17 protein-coding genes are annotated in these 18,477 nt (G+C 40.7%); 15 read left to right on the forward strand and 2 right to left on the reverse strand.

Going from position 1 to position 18,477, the window contains the following annotated elements:
- The first annotated feature begins 32 nt into the window (after positions 1-32).
- The 14 genes from WG954_RS03670 (at position 33) to WG954_RS03735 (ending at position 15,719) form a co-directional block, all read left to right on the forward strand.
- Complete coding sequence (locus WG954_RS03670) at positions 33-1,937, forward strand: glycoside hydrolase family 88 protein (RefSeq protein WP_340433775.1); 1,905 nt, start codon at positions 33-35, stop codon at positions 1,935-1,937.
- Positions 1,938-1,966: 29 nt separating this feature from the next.
- Entirely contained in the window at positions 1,967-2,938 is a 972-nt protein-coding gene (locus WG954_RS03675; protein WP_340433776.1) for a pectinesterase family protein, read from the forward strand.
- A gap of 71 nt (positions 2,939-3,009) precedes the next feature.
- On the forward strand, positions 3,010-4,551 hold the full coding sequence (locus WG954_RS03680) for a tagaturonate reductase (RefSeq protein ID WP_340433777.1): 1,542 nt from the start codon (positions 3,010-3,012) through the stop codon (positions 4,549-4,551).
- Positions 4,541-6,181, forward strand: coding sequence for a UxaA family hydrolase (locus WG954_RS03685; protein WP_340433779.1), 1,641 nt, complete (start codon positions 4,541-4,543; stop codon positions 6,179-6,181). Before WG954_RS03680 ends, WG954_RS03685 begins: the two co-directional genes overlap by 11 nt.
- Positions 6,182-6,231: 50 nt before the next feature.
- A complete protein-coding gene (uxaC, locus tag WG954_RS03690) occupies positions 6,232-7,674 on the forward strand; it encodes a glucuronate isomerase (protein ID WP_340433781.1) in 1,443 nt (480 codons plus the stop codon).
- A 6-nt stretch (positions 7,675-7,680) separates the two neighbouring features.
- Positions 7,681-8,442, forward strand: a complete 762-nt coding sequence (locus WG954_RS03695) for an SDR family NAD(P)-dependent oxidoreductase (protein WP_340433783.1) — start codon at positions 7,681-7,683, stop codon at positions 8,440-8,442.
- A gap of 47 nt (positions 8,443-8,489) precedes the next feature.
- Entirely contained in the window at positions 8,490-9,395 is a 906-nt protein-coding gene (kduI, locus tag WG954_RS03700; RefSeq protein WP_340433785.1) for a 5-dehydro-4-deoxy-D-glucuronate isomerase, read from the forward strand.
- Positions 9,396-9,398: 3 nt separating this feature from the next.
- Positions 9,399-10,445, forward strand: coding sequence for a PfkB family carbohydrate kinase (locus WG954_RS03705; RefSeq protein ID WP_340433787.1), 1,047 nt, complete (start codon positions 9,399-9,401; stop codon positions 10,443-10,445).
- A 17-nt stretch (positions 10,446-10,462) separates the two neighbouring features.
- Positions 10,463-11,488: a PfkB family carbohydrate kinase gene (locus WG954_RS03710; protein WP_340428260.1), complete on the forward strand. Its 1,026-nt coding sequence runs from the start codon at positions 10,463-10,465 to the stop codon at positions 11,486-11,488.
- A 77-nt stretch (positions 11,489-11,565) separates the two neighbouring features.
- Positions 11,566-12,015: a NanQ anomerase/TabA/YiaL family protein gene (locus WG954_RS03715; RefSeq protein WP_340433789.1), complete on the forward strand. Its 450-nt coding sequence runs from the start codon at positions 11,566-11,568 to the stop codon at positions 12,013-12,015.
- 144 nt (positions 12,016-12,159) lie between these two features.
- Positions 12,160-12,822 carry a beta/alpha barrel domain-containing protein gene (locus WG954_RS03720; RefSeq protein ID WP_340433793.1) on the forward strand — a complete coding sequence of 221 codons (663 nt, stop codon included), beginning with the start codon at positions 12,160-12,162 and terminating at the stop codon, positions 12,820-12,822.
- Positions 12,823-12,883: 61 nt separating this feature from the next.
- Positions 12,884-14,464, forward strand: a complete 1,581-nt coding sequence (locus WG954_RS03725) for an MFS transporter (protein WP_340433795.1) — start codon at positions 12,884-12,886, stop codon at positions 14,462-14,464.
- Between the two features lie 128 nt (positions 14,465-14,592).
- Positions 14,593-14,946 (forward strand): hypothetical protein, encoded by a 354-nt coding sequence (locus WG954_RS03730; RefSeq protein WP_340433797.1) that lies wholly within the window; start codon positions 14,593-14,595, stop codon positions 14,944-14,946.
- Positions 14,947-15,002: 56 nt separating this feature from the next.
- Positions 15,003-15,719: a GNAT family N-acetyltransferase gene (locus tag WG954_RS03735; protein WP_340433798.1), complete on the forward strand. Its 717-nt coding sequence runs from the start codon at positions 15,003-15,005 to the stop codon at positions 15,717-15,719.
- An 11-nt stretch (positions 15,720-15,730) separates the two neighbouring features.
- On the opposite strand, the gene WG954_RS03740 is transcribed toward WG954_RS03735, so the two are convergent.
- Together WG954_RS03740 and WG954_RS03745 are read right to left on the reverse strand one after the other, a co-directional pair.
- Positions 15,731-16,354: a hypothetical protein gene (locus WG954_RS03740; protein WP_340433800.1), complete on the reverse strand. Its 624-nt coding sequence runs from the start codon at positions 16,352-16,354 to the stop codon at positions 15,731-15,733.
- 43 nt (positions 16,355-16,397) lie between these two features.
- Complete coding sequence (locus tag WG954_RS03745; protein WP_340433801.1) at positions 16,398-17,024, reverse strand: hypothetical protein; 627 nt, start codon at positions 17,022-17,024, stop codon at positions 16,398-16,400.
- 379 nt (positions 17,025-17,403) lie between these two features.
- On the opposite strand from WG954_RS03745, the gene WG954_RS03750 reads away from it, so the two are divergent.
- Entirely contained in the window at positions 17,404-18,159 is a 756-nt protein-coding gene (locus tag WG954_RS03750; RefSeq protein ID WP_340433802.1) for a hypothetical protein, read from the forward strand.
- Positions 18,160-18,477 lie beyond the last annotated feature (318 nt).

The raw sequence follows: 18,477 nt of genomic DNA on the forward strand, positions 1-18,477 counted from the left end.
CAGGATATAAACGACGCATATAAAAAAGGAACATGAAGAAACTTATTACATTAGTACTATTTGCAATTACGCTTCAGTCAACTGCTCAAATAAAGTATAGTGAGAAAGTTGCTGCCACAGTTGATAAGATCTGGCCCGATAGTTTACCCATCGGCAGCAAAACCAAATGGAGCTACGACATGGGCGTGGTGTTGAAAGGTTTTGAAAGCCTTTGGATGCGTACCGGTAATGTGGCTTATTACAATTCCATCAAAAACCGTATGGATTATTTCGTACAGAACGATGGAACCATTAAAGGATATGAAGCAGAAGAATACAATATCGATCATGTAAACAATGGTAAGCTGGTGTTAATGCTGTATCGTATTACCGGTGCAGACAAGTACAAGAAAGCAGCCATGCATCTCCGTGATCAGTTGCGTACACATCCCCGTACGAAGGAAGGTGGTTTCTGGCATAAGAAAATTTATACCAACCAGATGTGGTTGGATGGTTTGTATATGGGCGCTCCGTTCTATGCAGAGTATGCTATGCTCTTCCACGAAGACACAGCCTTTAATGATATTGCCAACCAGTTTATCTGGATGGAGAAACATGCACGTGATCCAAAAACGGGATTGCTTTATCATGCATGGGACGAAAGTAAAGAACAGCAATGGGCCAATAAAACAACCGGCACTTCACCACATTTCTGGGCAAGAGCCATGGGTTGGTATGCAGATGCATTGGTTGATGCACTCGACTACTTCCCTGCTGATCATCCAAAACGTAAAGACCTCATTGCAATACTGAACCGTTTGGTCAATGCCATCGAAAAACAACAAGACCCAACAACGGGTTTGTGGTATGATGTGATGGTGTACAATGGTCCGGGCAAAGAGAAAAACTATTTTGAAGCGTCTGCTTCTTCTCAATTTGTATATGCAGTAGCAAAAGGTGTTCGCAAAGGATATTTACCTGCGGCCAAACTTTCGATTGCAAAAAAAGGATACGATGGAATTGTAAAACGTTTCATCAAAGAAGAGAATGGTCAAACGAATTTGCATGGCACGGTGAAAGTATCAGGACTTGGCGGTAAACCTTACCGTGATGGAAGTTTTGCATACTACATGAGCGAAGATGTGATTGTGAACGATGCAAAAGGTGTTGGTGCATTTTTGTTAGCAGCCGGTGAAATGGAACAATTGCCGACACAATCAATAGGCAAAGGAAAAACAGTTTTGCTCGACCGATGGTTCAACAGTGAGAAAAAGAAAGATGCTGGCGACCAAATGAGTTACTGGCATTACACATGGGAAGAAAGAAGTCATGGCGGTTATTATACATTGGGAACTATTTTCGAACGTTATGGTGCAAATCTTAAATCATTAGATGTTGCGCCGACAGCAAGCAATCTTAGCAAAGCATCGGTTTATGTAATGGTTGATCCTGATCATATCCGTGATAATCCAAAACCAAATTATGTTACTCCTAAAGATGTAACGGCTATCAGCAATTGGGTAAATGCAGGTGGCGTGTTGGTAATAATGGCCAATGACAGTAACAACTGTGATCTGCCACATTTAAATCTTCTTGCAAATAAGTTTGGCATCAACTTCACCAACAATAGTCTGAACATGGTGAAGAATGATACATATGTACAGGGTGAAGTAATGCCCGGCGTGAACAATCCTGTTTTCATAACAACAAAGAGAATGTTCCTGAAAGAACTCAGCGAACTGACAGTTAAAGCTCCGGCAAAAGCATTGGTAACAAAAGACAACGCCGTGATCATTGCTGTTGCAAAATATGGCAAAGGAACTGTGTTTGCTGTGGGTGATCCATGGGTGTATAACGAATATATTGATAACCGGAAACTGTTACCTGCAGAATTCGAAAACTATAAAGCAGCAGAAGACCTTGTAAAATGGCTATTGCAGCAGGCAGTTAAGAAGTGAGGAAGTGGCTGACGATATTGAGTTTTGTAATGGTTTATTTGCTGATCAGTTTTTCAGCAAACAGTCAACAAAGATTGGTGGTTGCACAGGATGGAAGCGGAAATTATACAACAGTACAGGAAGCCATCAATAGTTTAAGCGATTCATCAGCAGTTACAAGATCGATCTATATTAAGAAAGGGATATACAAAGAAAAGATCTTCATCAAGAAAAATAATCTCGTACTCGAAGGCGAAGACAGAACAACGACTGTTATAACAGCTGCCATTGCAAGAGATGAATGGCGCTGTGATCATATAGATGATTGGGGCGTTGCCACCATGAATGTTGGCGCCAATGATATTACATTGAAAAACCTCACCGTCAGCAACAGCTATGGTTTTGATTTTTTACAAGACAGAGTTGTTGCCTGTGCTGCTGATACGGTGACAAAGAAAAAAACGATCACAAAGGGTGGTCACCAGATGGCGCTGCGTACCATGGGCTGTACAAGATTAAAAGCCATCAACTGTTATTTCAAAGCTTATGCGGGCGATACAGTGAGTCCATGGGAAGTAGAGAATGGCATGTGGTATTTTAAAGATTGTGTGATGGAAGGTGGTGTTGATTTTTATTGTCCACGTGGTTGGGCATTTGCAGAGAACTGTGAGTTTATTGCCAACACCGGCTCAGCTGCAATATGGCATGATGGTTCAAAGCATGAAGATTCAAAAACCGTTTTGCTGAATTGCAGGTTTAAAGGTTATGATGGATTTCTGTTGGGTCGCTATCATCGTGATGCACAGTTTTATCTCATCAATTGTTTGTTTGCAGATAACATGAAAGATGCGCCCATCTATCGTGTTTCAACAACCAATAACATTCAATGGGGCGAACGGATCTACTATTACAATTGTCACCGGAAAGCAGGCGATTATACCTGGTTCAATAATAATATCAGTAAGGAATTGGTTCAAAAGATCAATGCACAATGGGTGTTTGGTGAACGATGGAAACCTTAAAACAGGAATAGTGATGATCATCAAATAAGAAGATCATTGCTGTTCAGTTAATAATTTAAAGTGAGCATAAGATGCAGTTATCAAAAGAAACGTTATCGAAATTAAACGGCACAGTACAATCAATTCCTACTGATGCATTGTTTGCATTACCTGAAAAAGTACTTCAGTTTGGTACAGGTGTGTTGTTACGTGGTTTGCCCGATTATTTTATCGACAAGGCAAATAAGAAAGGCATTTTCAATGGCCGTGTAGTAATTGTAAAATCAACCGACAGTGGTGGAACAGATGCGTATGAATTGCAGGATGGTTTATTTACCCATTGCATCAGCGGTATTCGTCAGCAAAAAATAACGGAAGAGTATATCATCAATGCTTCCGTAAGTCGTGTACTCTCTGCAAAATCGCAATGGCAGCAGATATTGGATTGTGCTTCTAATCCTGAAATGGAGATCATCATCTCTAACACAACAGAAGTTGGAATTGTGTTGGTGGAAGAAGATAAGATCACTAACAATCCACCGGTATCGTTCCCGGGTAAACTACTTGCATTCCTGCATGAACGTTATAAAGCATTCAATGGCGATGTAACTAAGGGCATGGTGATCGTACCAACAGAACTCATTACCGACAATGGAACAAAACTCCAGGCTATTGTAATGGAACTGGCGCATCTCAACAATCTTGATTATGCATTTATTGATTGGCTGGAAAATGCAAATACATTCTGCAATTCATTGGTCGATCGTATTGTGCCCGGTAAACTTCCTGTTGCACAACAAAAAGCAACAGAAGCAAAACTAGGTTTCACAGACGAACTAATGATCATGAGTGAACCTTACAGCTTGTGGGCTATTGAAACATCAAATCCTAAAGTAAAAGAGGTATTGAGTTTTGCAAAAGCAGATGATGCTGTTGTCATTACCAATGATATTAATAAGCAACGTGAACTGAAACTGCGTTTGCTCAATGGTACACATACATTCTCCTGCGGTATTGCTTTCCTTGCAGGTTTTGAAACTGTAAAAGAAGCAATGGAGAATAAAACGATGGGGCTATATGTATATGATCTCATGCATCACGAGATAGCACCATGTGTGAGCAATGAAAAAATTTCTGTGTTGGAAGCACGTGAGTTCTCCGGTAACGTTATCGACCGTTTCCGCAATCCGTTTATCGAGCATAAATGGATTAGCATTACGCTAAATTATTCGCATAAAATGCGCATGCGTAACATACCTTTGCTGCTCAAACATTTTGAACAGGATCTCTATGTTCCCGGTTCGATGGCATTGGGTTTTGCAGCATATATCTTATTTATGAAGTGTGAACACAGCGAAAGCGGCACCTACTATGGTGAAGCTAACGGTGTAGTTTACCCTATACAGGATGAACACGCCGGTTTTTTCCATCAGCTTTGGAAAAACAACAAACCATCAGATGTAGTGAAGAAGGCATTGGCGAATGAGCAGATCCTTGGACATGATCTTTCAGAGTTACCCGGTTTTGCATTTGCAGTGAGCTCTTATATGGATGCGATGATGGAGGAAGGTGTGTTGAACACTGTAAAAAATTACCAGTTAAACAGAGATAAAGTAGAGAGTAATGAAGCATAAAGTTTTAAAAGTACATCCGAAGGACAACGTGATCGTTGCGTTGACCAATTTGAAAAAAGGAGAAACCATTTCATTCCAGGGTAATGAGTATGTGTTGCAGGATGATATCAATGCAAAACACAAATTCTTTGAGAAAGAAATGCAGCCGGGTGATGAAGCCATCATGTATGGTGTGTTAGTAGGCAAGGCGCAAAAACTTATTCCGGCTGGCGGATTGATGACAACAGAAAACCTGAAACATGCCGCACTCCCATTTACCTATCGCCCTTCGCATTATGAATGGCAGCCGCCTGATGTGTCGAAGTTTCAAGGAAAAACATTTAATGGTTACATGCGTGGTGATGGCCGTGTAGGTACTGCCAATTACTGGTTGTTCATTCCTACCGTTTTTTGTGAGAATAGAAATCTCGATGTGATACGTGAAGCGATGCATAATGAATTAGGTTATGCAGTAACAGCAAAATACAAAAGCTATACGCATCAATTACTCGAAGCATATCAGAAGGGTGAAAACATTGAAGATGTTGACCTCTCTCCTTCTGTTACTTCACAAAAGATACGTCCATTTAAAAATGTTGATGGTATTAAGTTTCTAAATCACCAGGGTGGTTGTGGTGGTATTCGCCAGGATGCTGCTGTTCTGAGTAAATTATTAGCTGCATATGCAGATCATCCAAACGTTGGTGGTGTAACAGTGTTAAGTTTGGGTTGTCAGAATTTACAGGTTCAGGATTTCAGGAATGATCTGAAACAACATAATCCCAATTTCGATAAGCCTCTTTTTGTTTTTGAACAACAGCAATCGCAAAGCGAAGAGCAATTGATCGCTGAAGCAATCCGCAAAACATTTGAAGGATTGATCGAGATCAACAAACTGGAACGCCAGCCTGCATCACTTGATAAACTTTGTATTGGTGTGAAGTGTGGTGGCAGCGACGGCTTTAGTGGCATCTCTGCTAATCCTGCTGTTGGATATGCATCAGATCTTGTTGTTGCATTAGGCGGCAAAATATTATTGGCTGAATTTCCTGAATTATGTGGTGTTGAGCAGGAACTCATCGATCGTACAAAAGAAAAAGAAAGTGCAGAAAAGTTCATTCACTTAATGACGGCTTATAACGACCAGGCATTGAAAGTTGGTTCTGGTTTTCATATGAATCCTTCGCCTGGTAATATTAAAGATGGATTAATTACGGATGCCATTAAAAGTGCGGGTGCTGCAAAGAAAGGCGGCACTTCTCCTGTGGTTGATGTATTAGATTATACAGAGCCTGCAACAAAACCCGGCTTGAGTTTGGTTTGCACACCGGGTAACGATGTGGAAGCAACAACAGGGAAAGCGGCAAGTGGTGCCACATTGATCTTGTTCACAACTGGCCTCGGTACACCAACAGGTAATCCTGTTTGTCCTACCATTAAAGTTTCCACCAACAGTAATCTCACCAAACGCATGAACGATATCATTGATATCGATTGCGGACCGGTGATTGAAGGTGAAAAAACAATTGAAGAAATGGGTGAAGCCATTCTTGAATATTGTATTAAGGCAGCAAGTGGAGAAGTAACACCAAAAGCAGTACTGTTGAACCAGGATGATTTCATTCCATGGAAACGTGGGGTGAGTCTTTAATTGGTAGTAACGATTGTAATCGACCATATTTTCTTAGCAAAACAAACGACATGAAAAAGTTCTTAGACAGTAACTTTTTACTGCAAACCAAAACAGCCGAGCAACTCTACCACGAGTATGCAAAGCAAATGCCCATCATTGATTATCATAATCACCTGCCACCGGAGCAGGTAGCAAACAATATCAACTTCGAAAACCTGACGCAGGTGTGGTTGTATGGCGATCATTATAAATGGAGAGCCATGCGTACAAATGGTGTGAATGAAAAATTCATCACCGGTAATGCCAGCGATTGGGAAAAGTTTGAACAATGGTCGGCTACTGTTCCTTATACGTTGCGTAATCCTTTATATCACTGGACGCATCTTGAACTGCAACGCTATTTCAACATTACTGAAGTATTGAATGCTGAAAGCGCCAAACGCATTTATGATGATGCTACCGCACAATTGCAGAATGCATCGCATAGTGTGCAAGGCTTATTGCAACAAATGAATGTAAAACTCATTTGCACAACAGATGATCCTGTTGATGATCTGAAATATCATCAGCAATTACGTCAGCAAGGAAGCTTCACAAAAATGAATCCTGCTTTCCGTCCTGATAAAGCCATGAATGTTGATGATACCATCGGCTTCAATAATTATCTCACCTTATTAGAAAAGGCAGCCGATACTTCCATCAGCACCTTCAACGATTATTTAGCCGCATTGAAAAAGCGTCATGATTATTTTGCGGCCAATGGTTGTGCAGTATCAGATCATGGACTGGAAGAGATCTATGCAGAAGATTATACACAAACAGAGATCGTTGGCATTTTTGCACAGGTACGCAGTGGCGGCAACTTAACACTCGAAGAAAAGAAAAAATTCAAGAGTGCCATGCTGGTGATCTTTGCAGAATGGGATCATGAAAAAGGTTGGGTGCAACAATTCCATCTTGGTGCATTGCGCAACAACAACAGCCGCATGTTGCAACAGCTGGGTCCTGATACTGGTTGGGACAGCATTGGTGATTTCTCACAAGCAAGAGCGTTGTCGAAATTCTTAAACCGTTTAGACAGTAATGATAAACTAGCGAAGACCATCATCTATAATCTGAATCCTGCCGATAATGAATTGTTCGCAACCATGATCGGTAATTTCAATGATGGTTCTGTTGCAGGTAAAGTACAATGGGGAAGCGGTTGGTGGTTCCTCGATCAGAAAGATGGAATGACCAAACAGATCAACGCACTCAGCAACATGGGACTACTCAGTCGCTTTGTTGGTATGTTGACTGATAGCCGCAGCTTCCTCTCCTTCCCACGTCATGAATATTTCCGTCGCATACTTTGTAATATGTATGGCGAAGAAGTGGAAAATGGTGAGTTGCCGAATGATCTTGCATTGATTGGTAAAACCATCCAGGATATCTGTTACAACAATGCAAAACAATATTTCAACCTGCAGCATCTCGATGCAGCAGAAACAGTAACATCAAAAAACATATAATCGATCATGCAAACATTGGATCTCTTTAACCTTTCAGGCAAAACAGCATTGGTAACCGGTTGCGATACCGGTCTTGGTATGGGTATGGCAACAGCATTGGCAGAAGCAGGTGCAGATATTGTTGGCGCTTCTATTGTAGAAGATTATTCAGCTGTTAAATCAGCTATTGAAGCAACAGGTCGCAAGTTCACGTATCACCGTGTTGATATTGGCAACCGTGAAGCACTCTATGCATTCATCAATAAAGTAAAAGCAGAAAATAAAATAGATATCCTTGTAAACAATGCAGGTATCATTATGCGTAAGCCTGCTGCCGAACATCCTGATGAATATTGGGATAAAGTAGTTGACATCAACCTCAATGCACAATTTATTTTGGGTCGTGAGTTTGGTAAACATATGATCGATAATGGAGGTGGTAAGATCATCTTCACCTGTTCATTGTTAAGTTTCCAGGGTGGTATTAATGTACCGGGTTATACTGCAACAAAATCTGCAGTTGCCGGTTTGGTTCGTGCATTTGGTAATGAGTGGGGAAGCAAAGGTGTTTGTGTAAATGGTATTGCTCCCGGTTATATCGCAACCAACAATACACAGGCGTTACGTGAAGATGCAGACAGAAGTAAATCAATTCTTGATCGTATTCCTGTTGGTCGTTGGGGTGTACCTGATGATTTTAAAGGACCGGTTACTTTCCTTGCATCATCAGCATCAGATTATGTAAACGGTACAGTGTTGTTTGTGGATGGTGGATGGATGGCACGTTAATACAAGCCGATAGTTAATAGTAATTAGTCATTAGTAATAAGAAAGTCATGGCAATAAAAAAGGCAACAGCTCCGGCTCTGCAATTGAAAGATTATAACAGCAATACGTACATGGATGGGGATATGGAAGTACGTTTTGCTGTAAGTCCTGAAGAAACAAAAGGTTTCGATACGCAACAACTTATCGATAATTTTTTGGTGAAAGAGTTGATGGTAGCTGATAAACTGAAATTGGTTTATACGCATTACGATCGTGTAATTATTGGTGGTGCAGTTCCTGTATCAAAAACATTAACACTTCCTAATCATCCGGAATTAAGAGCTGAGTATTTTTTGGAAAGAAGAGAGCTCGGCATCATTAACATTGGTGGTAAAGGAACTGTAACTGCAGATGGTAAGAAGTTTGAAGTGGATAAACTTTCCTGTTTGTATCTCGGTAAAGGAACAAAGAAAGTAAGTTTCAGTTCTGCATCAAAGAAGAACCCTGCTGTGTTCTATTTATTATCATCACCTGCACATGCAACTTATCCAAATGCCATGTTCACCAAAGAACAGGCATCACCGGTTGAGTTGGGTGCAGTTGAAACAGCGAATAAACGTACAGTATATAAATACATTCACCTCGATGGTTTAAAAAGCTGTCAGTTGGTAATGGGTTTAACGGTACTTGCTCCCGGCAGTGTTTGGAATTCTATTCCACCACATACACATACCCGCAGAATGGAAGTGTATTTGTATTTCGATTTACCGGAAGGACAACGTTTATTCCATTTCATGGGTAACCCAATGGAAACAAGACATATGGTGATGACCAACAACGAAGCTGTAATTTCTCCACCATGGAGTACACACTTTGGTTGCGGTACCACCAACTATGGTTTCATTTGGGGTATGGCCGGTGAAAATTTAGTTTATACTGATATGGACCCGGCTCCGGTTCCAACGCTGAAATAGTTTATGAGTAAAGTGCTTTGCTTTGGAGAATTGTTACTTCGGTTACCGCCTGCGAATGGTGGTGAATGGTTGCGTACCAACCAGGTGCCCGTGTTTGTTGGTGGTGCCGAACTGAATGTAGCAACAGCATTGGCTACCTGGCAAATACCGGTGAAGTATTGTACAGCATTACCTGATAATATCATTACCCGTGATATTATTTCTTTCCTGCAAACAAAAAACATCGACACCTCTCCTATCATTCTTTCAGGCGAACGCATTGGATTGTATTATCTGAAAGAAGGCGCCGATATGAAGAGTGAAGAGAATGTGTTCGACCGGAAATATTCTTCCTTTTCTACACTTAACACAGGTGTGGTGAATTGGGATGAAATTTTGCAGGGTGTAGAATGGTTTCATTTCAGTGCCATTGCTCCTGCTGTGAGTGAAAAAGCAGCAGCGCTATGCCTGGAAGCAGTAAAGGCGGCATCGCAACGGAACATTAGCATTTCTGTTGATTTGAATTATCGATCACTGTTATGGAAGTATGGTAAACAGCCTTGGGAAATCATGCCCAGTCTCGTAAAGTATTGCGATGTCATTATGGGCAATATATGGTCAGCACAAACATTGCTTGGTGTTTCTGTTGATGATAAACTGTTACAACCACGAAGCAAAGAAGTGTTTTTGCAACATGCTACGTTTACTGCACAACAATTATTCGATCGTTTTCCGAAATGCAAATGGGTTGCCAATACATTTCGTTTTGATGCAGAGGCCGGTAATATCAGTTACTATGCGGCACTCAATGCAAAAGAAGAACAGGCTGTAAGCCCTGTGTTTGCAACTGATGCCATTGTTGACAAAGTAGGCAGTGGCGATTGCTTTATGGCCGGCCTGATCTATGGATTAAAATCACAACATGCTATACAGGATGTGATCGGTTTTGCTGCAGCTGCTGCATTTGCCAAGCTGCACGAAAAAGGCGATTCAACAAATAATACAGTAGAAACTATTCAACAGGTAAGAGCAAAATTTGAACTAACTAAACAACAATCATTTATTTCCTAGCATTTAAAACAACTGATATGTCGAAAAAAGTAGTAACACTCGGAGAGATTATGTTGCGTTTGTCAACCCCCGATTTTAAACGTTTTGTACAAGCCGATACATTTGATATCACTTATGGTGGTGGCGAAGCAAACGTATCTGCTGCATTATGTAACTATGGTTTAAACGGAACATTTGTTTCCAAAGTACCTAACAATCCAATTGGTCAATCGGCCATTAATCATTTACGTCGTTATGGTGTAGATACGCAGTTTGTTGCAAGAGGTGGTGATCGTTTAGGTATTTACTTCCTCGAAACAGGTGCATCTATGCGTGCATCACAAGTAGTATATGATCGTGCAGGTGCATCTATTGCAGATGTGGATGCAAGTGAATTTGATTGGGATAAAATTTTTGATGGTGCTGACTGGTTCCATACCACAGGTATTACTCCTGCATTAAGTGATAAAGCTGCTGCTTTAACGTTGGCTGCATTGAAAGCTGCAAAAGCAAAAGGCATCACCACTTCAATCGATCTTAACTTCCGTAAAAAGTTATGGACGAAAGAAAAAGCCCGTGAAGTAATGACTGGGCTTTGCGAATTTGTTGATGTTTGTATTGGTAACGAAGAAGATGCTGACTTATGTCTTGGCTTCAAAGCAAAAGATACAGACGTTACAAAAGGCGAATTGAACCTTGATGGTTTCAAAGATGTATTCCAGCAAATGAAAGCGAAGTTTGGTTTCAAATTCATTGCTTCTTCTTTACGTGAAAGCCATAGTGCTTCTGATAATGGCTGGAGTGCATTGGTATATGATGGCACAGATTACTATCACACAAAACAATATAGTGTACGCATCGTTGACCGTGTAGGCAGTGGTGATTCATTTGCAAGTGGTTTGATCTATGGTTTAGTTACAGGCATGCCAATGGGCGAAGCTGCTGAGTTTGGTGTTGCTGCAAGTGCATTAAAACACACAATTCCCGGCGATCTTAACCACGCAACATTAGGAGAAGTAAAAGACCTGATGAAAGGCGATGGCAGCGGAAGGGTACAACGTTAATCAGTAATGAGTGATGAATGATGAGTGATCAGTTACTCATCATTCATTACTCATCATTCATTTTATAAATTACGACGATGATCATTGATACAATCAAGAATGCACCCAAATACTTTTCAGCACATCCGTTGTTTGCAAAAGCATTTGAGTACATTCAGCAAACCGACCTGGCAAATGCTGCCGATGGTAAAAGTGATATTGCAGAAGGTTTAAAAGCCATCATCAGCAATGGACCAGGTAAAACAAAAGAAACCAGCCTGCAGAAATTTGAATGTCATAATAAGAATATCGACATTCAGCTTTGCATTAAAGGTGTTGAAACCATTGGCTGGAAACCGAGAGAAAAATGTGTAACTCCAAAAGGTGAGTACAACGATGAAAAGGATGTGTTGTTTTATGACGATGCTCCTGATACGTATTTCCAATTGACCGATGGACAGTTTGCGATCTTCTATCCGGAAGATGTGCATGCACCGATGATCGGTGAAGGTGAGATTAAGAAGTTGGTGATTAAGGTGAGGAAGTGAATGGTGAGTGGTGAATGGTGAGCCGTCAGTCGTGAGTCGTGAGTGGTGAATGTTGAATGGTGAGTTGCAACTGCTTCATTATACCTTACAGCCTTTAACTTCTACCTTTTTAAAATCTATAATTTAAAACTTATTACTTTTTTTATGAGTAAAACACAACAGATATCAGATGCAATTGTACAACAGGGTATTCTCCCTTTGTATTTTAACCCAAGCGAAGAAGTGAGCCTTGATGTATTAAAAGCGATTTACAAAGCAGGTATTAAAGCTGTAGAATATACCAATCGTGGTGATGCTGCTTTGGCCAACTTTACCAAAATGGTGCAACTGCGTAATGCAGAAATGCCCGGTTTGTTACTGGGTGTGGGTACCATCAAGAACATGCAACACGCAACTGATTATATGGCAGCAGGTGCCGACTTTTTAGTAAGTCCGGGCTTTGTTCCTGATGTAGCAGCCTATTGCGTGGCCAATGATATATTCTATGCGCCGGGTTGTATGACGCCGAGTGAAATTATTGCAGCAGAAAATGCAGGCATTAAATTCATTAAGTTATTCCCCGGTAATATGCTGGGCACAGAGTTTTTAACCACTATTAAAGATATCTTCCCTAAATTGTTGTTTATGCCAACAGGTGGCGTTGACACAACCAAAGAAAGTATTGAGAGTTGGTACAAAGCAGGTGTATGTGCAGTGGGCATGGGCAGCAAACTCATCAGCAAAAAATTAATGGAAGCAAAAGATTATGCGGCCATGGAAGAAGCAACCAAACAGGTGCTTGCCATCATTGCATCAGTAAAAAAATAATAACCCATTCCCGTTCAAGAACGAATCAAATCGTTTGAAAGCGGCGGATAAAACAACGAACATGCAACAAGCCATAGGTAAATACAGGTGGACGATCTGTGCTCTACTCTTCTTTGCTACAACCATCAACTATCTCGACAGACAGGTGTTGAGTTTGTTACAACCTACTCTGGAAGGAGAATATGGCTGGACCAATTCAAATTATGCAAACATCACCATCGTATTTCAATTGGTGTATGCAATTTCTATGCTCTTTGCGGGAAAGGTGATCGATAAACTCGGTACTAAAAAAGGGTTTGTCGTAGCAATTATTGTATGGTCTGTTGGTGCAATGATCCATGCCGCAGCTATTCCACTTGGTACAGGTTTCAGTAAACTGGTGGCTGCCTTTGGTATGACCATTGGTTCTGTTTCTGTATTAGGGTTTATGTTGGCAAGAGCAGTACTTGCAATTGGTGAAGCCGGAAACTTCCCTGCTGCTATTAAAGCAACAGCGGAATACTTTCCTAAGAAAGAACGTTCACTGGCAACAGGTATTTTTAACTCTGGTGCAAATATTGGTGCCATCGTTGCTGCTCCCGTTGTAAACTTTTTATTGGGTGTTTGGAATTGGCAAGGCTCATTTATTGTGGTTGGTGGTGTAGGTTTTATCTGGATGGGTTTGTGGATCTGGTTTTACGATAAACCCGAAGAACAAAAAAGATTATCGGCTGCGGAATTAAACTATATACAAAGTGGTGAAGACGAAGTTGCAGCTCCTCAAAACGACAAGCAAAAAGAAAAAGTATCATGGGGTAAACTGCTTGGTTATAAACAAACATGGGCATTTGCTTTTGGTAAGTTTATGACCGATGGTGTATGGTGGTTCTTTCTCTTCTGGCTTCCGGCTTTTTTGAAAGCACAATACGGCATGACGAAGGCTGATATTAATATTCCGATCATGACTTTATATAGTATGACCATGATCGGCAGTATTGGTGGCGGCTGGCTTCCGATGTACTTTATCAAGAAAGGTTATCTCGCTTATGATGGTCGCATGAAAGCCATGTTACTGATCGCCTTGGTTCCTTTGGTGGTATTACTGGCTCAACCATTTGGTCATATCAGTTATTGGGTGCCCGTATTATTAATTGGTATTGGAGCATCGGCTCACCAGGCATGGAGCGCCAACATCTTTACGACCGTGAGTGATATGTTTCCGAAAAAAGCAATTGGTTCGGTGGTAGGTATCGGTGGTATGGCCGGAGGTTTTGGTGGTGTTATCCTTTCTAAACTCGGTGGTTATTTATTTGATACTTATAAAGCGGCCGGTATTGCAGAAGCATGGGTAAAAGCCCAGGCAAATGGATTAGGTAATTATGTTACACAGATCCGTGACCTGAAACTTGTGACCAAATATGGAGATGCAGTAAATCTTAATCAAACAGACCTGAACGGTTTAACAAAAGAAGTAGCCGAACAATTAAAAAATATCGATGCATCTGCCTTTGACCAATTAATGCAATTACAAAAACCACTGGTGCAGGCGCAGATGACCACATCTTACACGATTATGTTTACCATTTGTGCGGTTGCATATTTAGTGGCATGGGGAGTAATGAAAACATTAGTGCCGAAGTATAAAGTGATTAATGATTTGTAAGATAAAAACGATATTAATTGAGCTAAAAATGCTAACCCTAAAAAGGTTGGCATTTTTTTTTACAGAAGATTCACTTCGCAAATAGACTGCAAGCTACCCTCCTAGTTTCGTATTCTAAATAACAACGCATGATCCTTATTGCACAACTTACCGCTCAGCAACCCGAAATTAAACTGCTTATTCACGGAGCTTATGTGAACTGCAGTATTCTCAGTAAACAGCTCAATACAAAAGATCCCAATCAACCACCGCTCAATATCGGCTGGCGCATCATCGACCGATCACAAACAGCTGCTTCACCCGATTGTCTTGTATTGGCAAACCATGCTGAACATGCGGAGATGTATCAATTACAACCTATGGGCGAAGTGATGCATCATTCGCCGCATAATCTCAAGGAATTTTGTGTGAACACCGGCGACTATAAATTAGCTGGCTATGAACAGGTAACCGTGTTGCTGGAAATTGATACGGCAGTTTAGGGGTCAACTAAATGCTGCCTGCCGTATCTTTCCTGCTGAAGCAGTTTTGCCGTTCCATGATCTATTACCAGCATTTTTATCCGGAAGAAGTGAGTCCGCAATTGCTTGATGCGTATTTAAGCAAGGGCTGGTACCGTATTCATCAAATGCTCATCACTACTGATCTTATTGCAAAAGAAGATGAGTTCTTTGCCGTGTTCTGGTTGCGTTACCGTTTAAAAGATTATCAACACAGTAAAAAAAGTGAGAAGCTTTTACGTGCATGTGAACAATTCAGTTGCAGCATTGAACCTTTACAATTCACCGATGAGTTGGAAGAGCTTTTTACCAACTACCGTGAGCAGCTTGATTTCGACATGAGTGATTCAGCAAGGGCTTATTTACTGGGCGACAGAACTGAAAATGTATTCAACACTAAACTACTCACCCTTCGTTACAAGGGGCAGCTGATTGCCGCAGGTTGTTATGATGAAGCGGAGACATCGCTCATGGGTTTATTAAGTATTTATGATCCTGCTTTTAAGAAATACAGTTTGGGAAAAGTGTTGCTCTTAAAAAAATTAGAAGAGGCCATGCGTTTACAAAAAACATATTTCTATCCCGGTTATATCAGTCTGCATACAACTAAGTTTGATTACAAATTATTTCCTGCTAAAGATGCAACAGAAGTGTATAACCGTTTAACAGATGCATGGCAGCCTTATATTAGCTGCAACCTGCAGGAGTTGTATGATGCGATGCTGATGGAGTTTTTGAAAGAACAGCAGGGATAAAGAAAGAGCTGCTATTCCGGCTCAAGCTCAATATATGATTCTCTGGCATAACCAAGGTATTCGCCTGTAGGGTTCATATTCGTTTCAACATAATGATCCAACCAAACCATTTTCTCATGCCTTAATTCCTGCAGCTGACAAAGAAAATGATTAAATGTCTCTCGATATAAAATCCAGTATCTCTGCTGTCCCATTGAAATGGGCAAATTTCGTTCAATATTAATGTAGATCAACTCCCTGTGCTTCTTACCTCCACCCCTTATGTTAAAAGCCCAGGTGCCTGTAAGTATGGATGTATCCTTTTCGCCTCTGTAGTCATACATTTCAAAATGCCCACCTTTTGTGAAATAATAAAGCACTCTCCGGTTGATTTTTGTACTGGATGTAACCTGAACTCCATTTATATATTCAACGACTGAGTCTGTATGTATACCGTTTTTAATTGTTTGAAAAAACTCATCTGTATATGTCTTATAAATGTTCGATTGCTTAATTGAAAGAGTTTTTACTTTCCACTTCCCCTCCACCCTGGCTTTTCTCGAACGTAAAGAAATAAAAGGATCATCCTCTCCTTTTCTGAAACAGGATAATAAAGCAGAACTGATAATTAAAAACAGAATAAAGTATGTTCTCATTTGTTATAGTGATTCATAAATAATAATGATGGGTGTTCGGCAATTATCTCGGCTCCAGCGTTACAACCGAATTGCTCTTCGCTGTGGTAAAAGAGGTACCGCTCACATCAGGTTTATACTCATAAAAATCTTCCCAAACCATTTTCTTATGACGCAGCTCACGTATGTTACAGAGGTATTGGCCACCGCTTAACAGATATGAAGTGCGGGTTCCATCAAAAAATAAATTTGTAGAATAGGCTTCTGACGGATAGATGTAAATACCGATTTTCTTTTTGACGTATTCCGACTTATCGTTAAAAGTCCATTTACCTTTTACAATCGTTGTATCACTATCTGTATAATCATACATACGATAGCCCCTGTTCTTCTCAAATTCATAATAAAGTATCCGCTTCCCTTTTTTCACTCTTATCTCTCTTACCTGGTAATTTAAAACATACACATACGAATCAATGTACTCCCCTTCGTTCAGTTTGTAAAACCATTTGTTCACTTGCGAACCATCTCCGTAAGAAGTACTATCAACCTTATTTATAGACGTTACCCTCCACTTCCCTGCAACACGGTCTTTACGTGTACGCAGCGAAACAAAAGGATCATCTTCACCTTTTTTAAAACAGGAGTCAAGTAACAGGAGAAGTAAAAAGCAAATAATCAAACGCAGCATAAGAAAAGCGGTTAAACCGGTTATACAATGTCCTTTTCAAAATAGCGCTTGTTTCTGCAAAATCAAAATGCACGGCTTTGCATTTTCTTCTTTCTTTATATCTGTGTTTAAAAAAGCATGTGCGTGTCATTGTCCTATTGCCTTGCTGATACTTTATGTATGCCTTTGCGTAGGCTTTACATGGGAGTAAGGCCTTTCCGGCATAGCTATACATTTTCGGCTTAAACAATCACTTTTGGCATAATGCGGCAAAAACGGCGGGTTGATTTCTGTTCGCTTTATTGTGTTTGTAATCTTGTTGTGTCGTTGCAACTGACGGGTTTTAAAAAAATGTACCCCTGAAACATTTTCATTTTATTCAGTTTTAAATTTTAAACCGATGGCACAACAAAAAGGAATCCTTCCATTGAAGGGTACAATCGGTAACATCACTTTTTACAAAAGCAAAGACGGGTATCTCGCAAGAGAGAAGGGCAGCCTGAATGCAGAGCGTATTGCCAATGATCCTGCGTTTGCACGTACCCGTGAGAATGGTGCAGAGTTTGGCAGGGCCGGACAGGCGGGCAAAGTATTACGCACTGCCCTGCGTTCTTTATTACTTAACACAGCAGACAGTCGAATGCTTAGTCGTTTAACACGTGAGATGATGAAAGTGATCCAGGCGGATGCGATCAATGAACGTGGATTGCGTAACGTGATTGACGGTGAAGCTGAATTGCTGGAAGGTTTTGAATTCAACGCTAACAGCAAACTTGGCACTTCATTGTTTGCGCCTTACACTACGACCATTGATCGTGTAAGTGGTGAGCTGAGTGTGAGTATCCCTTCATTTGTTCCAACGAACATGGTGGCTGCACCAAGTGGTGCCACGCATTTCAAATTGGTTTCTGCAGGTGTTGAAATTGATTTTGAAAACAAGACGTACGTGGTTGCGGTTGCAGACATCAATTCGTTGCCGATGAATTCCACTCCCACTGCCGTGGTGAATATCAGTCACCAGGTGACTGCAAACAGTACGAAGCCTTTGTTTCTTGCATTGGGTATTGAGTTTTACCAGGAGGTGAATGGTAACCAGTACAGTTTGAAGAATGGAGCGTTTAATGCATTGAGCCTTGTTAAGGTGAACGGAGGTTAAGGAAAGGCACAAGGGACAAGGAACAAGGTGCAAGGCACAAGGTACAAGGTGCAAGGTGCAAGGAAGAAAAATCCAAGGCCTAATGTCCAAAAGACAAAATCCAAGGATGAAAAGCTAATGGGCAATGGACAATTGGCAACAGGTAAGGAAGAAAAGCCGATAGGCGGTAGTCATTAGTTGTTAGTGAAAACAAAGGGTAGTCGTTTCTTTCTCTGACGGAGCCTTATCCAAGATTGGATTCAGCAATGATTTATTGCGTTAAAAAATAACTCCTGAGCGGATGAGGAATTGTATTGCCCTTTGTTTTTTCATTTCATT

The organism is Lacibacter sp. H375 (genome assembly GCF_037892425.1).
Taxonomy (GTDB): Bacteria; Bacteroidota; Bacteroidia; order Chitinophagales; family Chitinophagaceae; genus Lacibacter.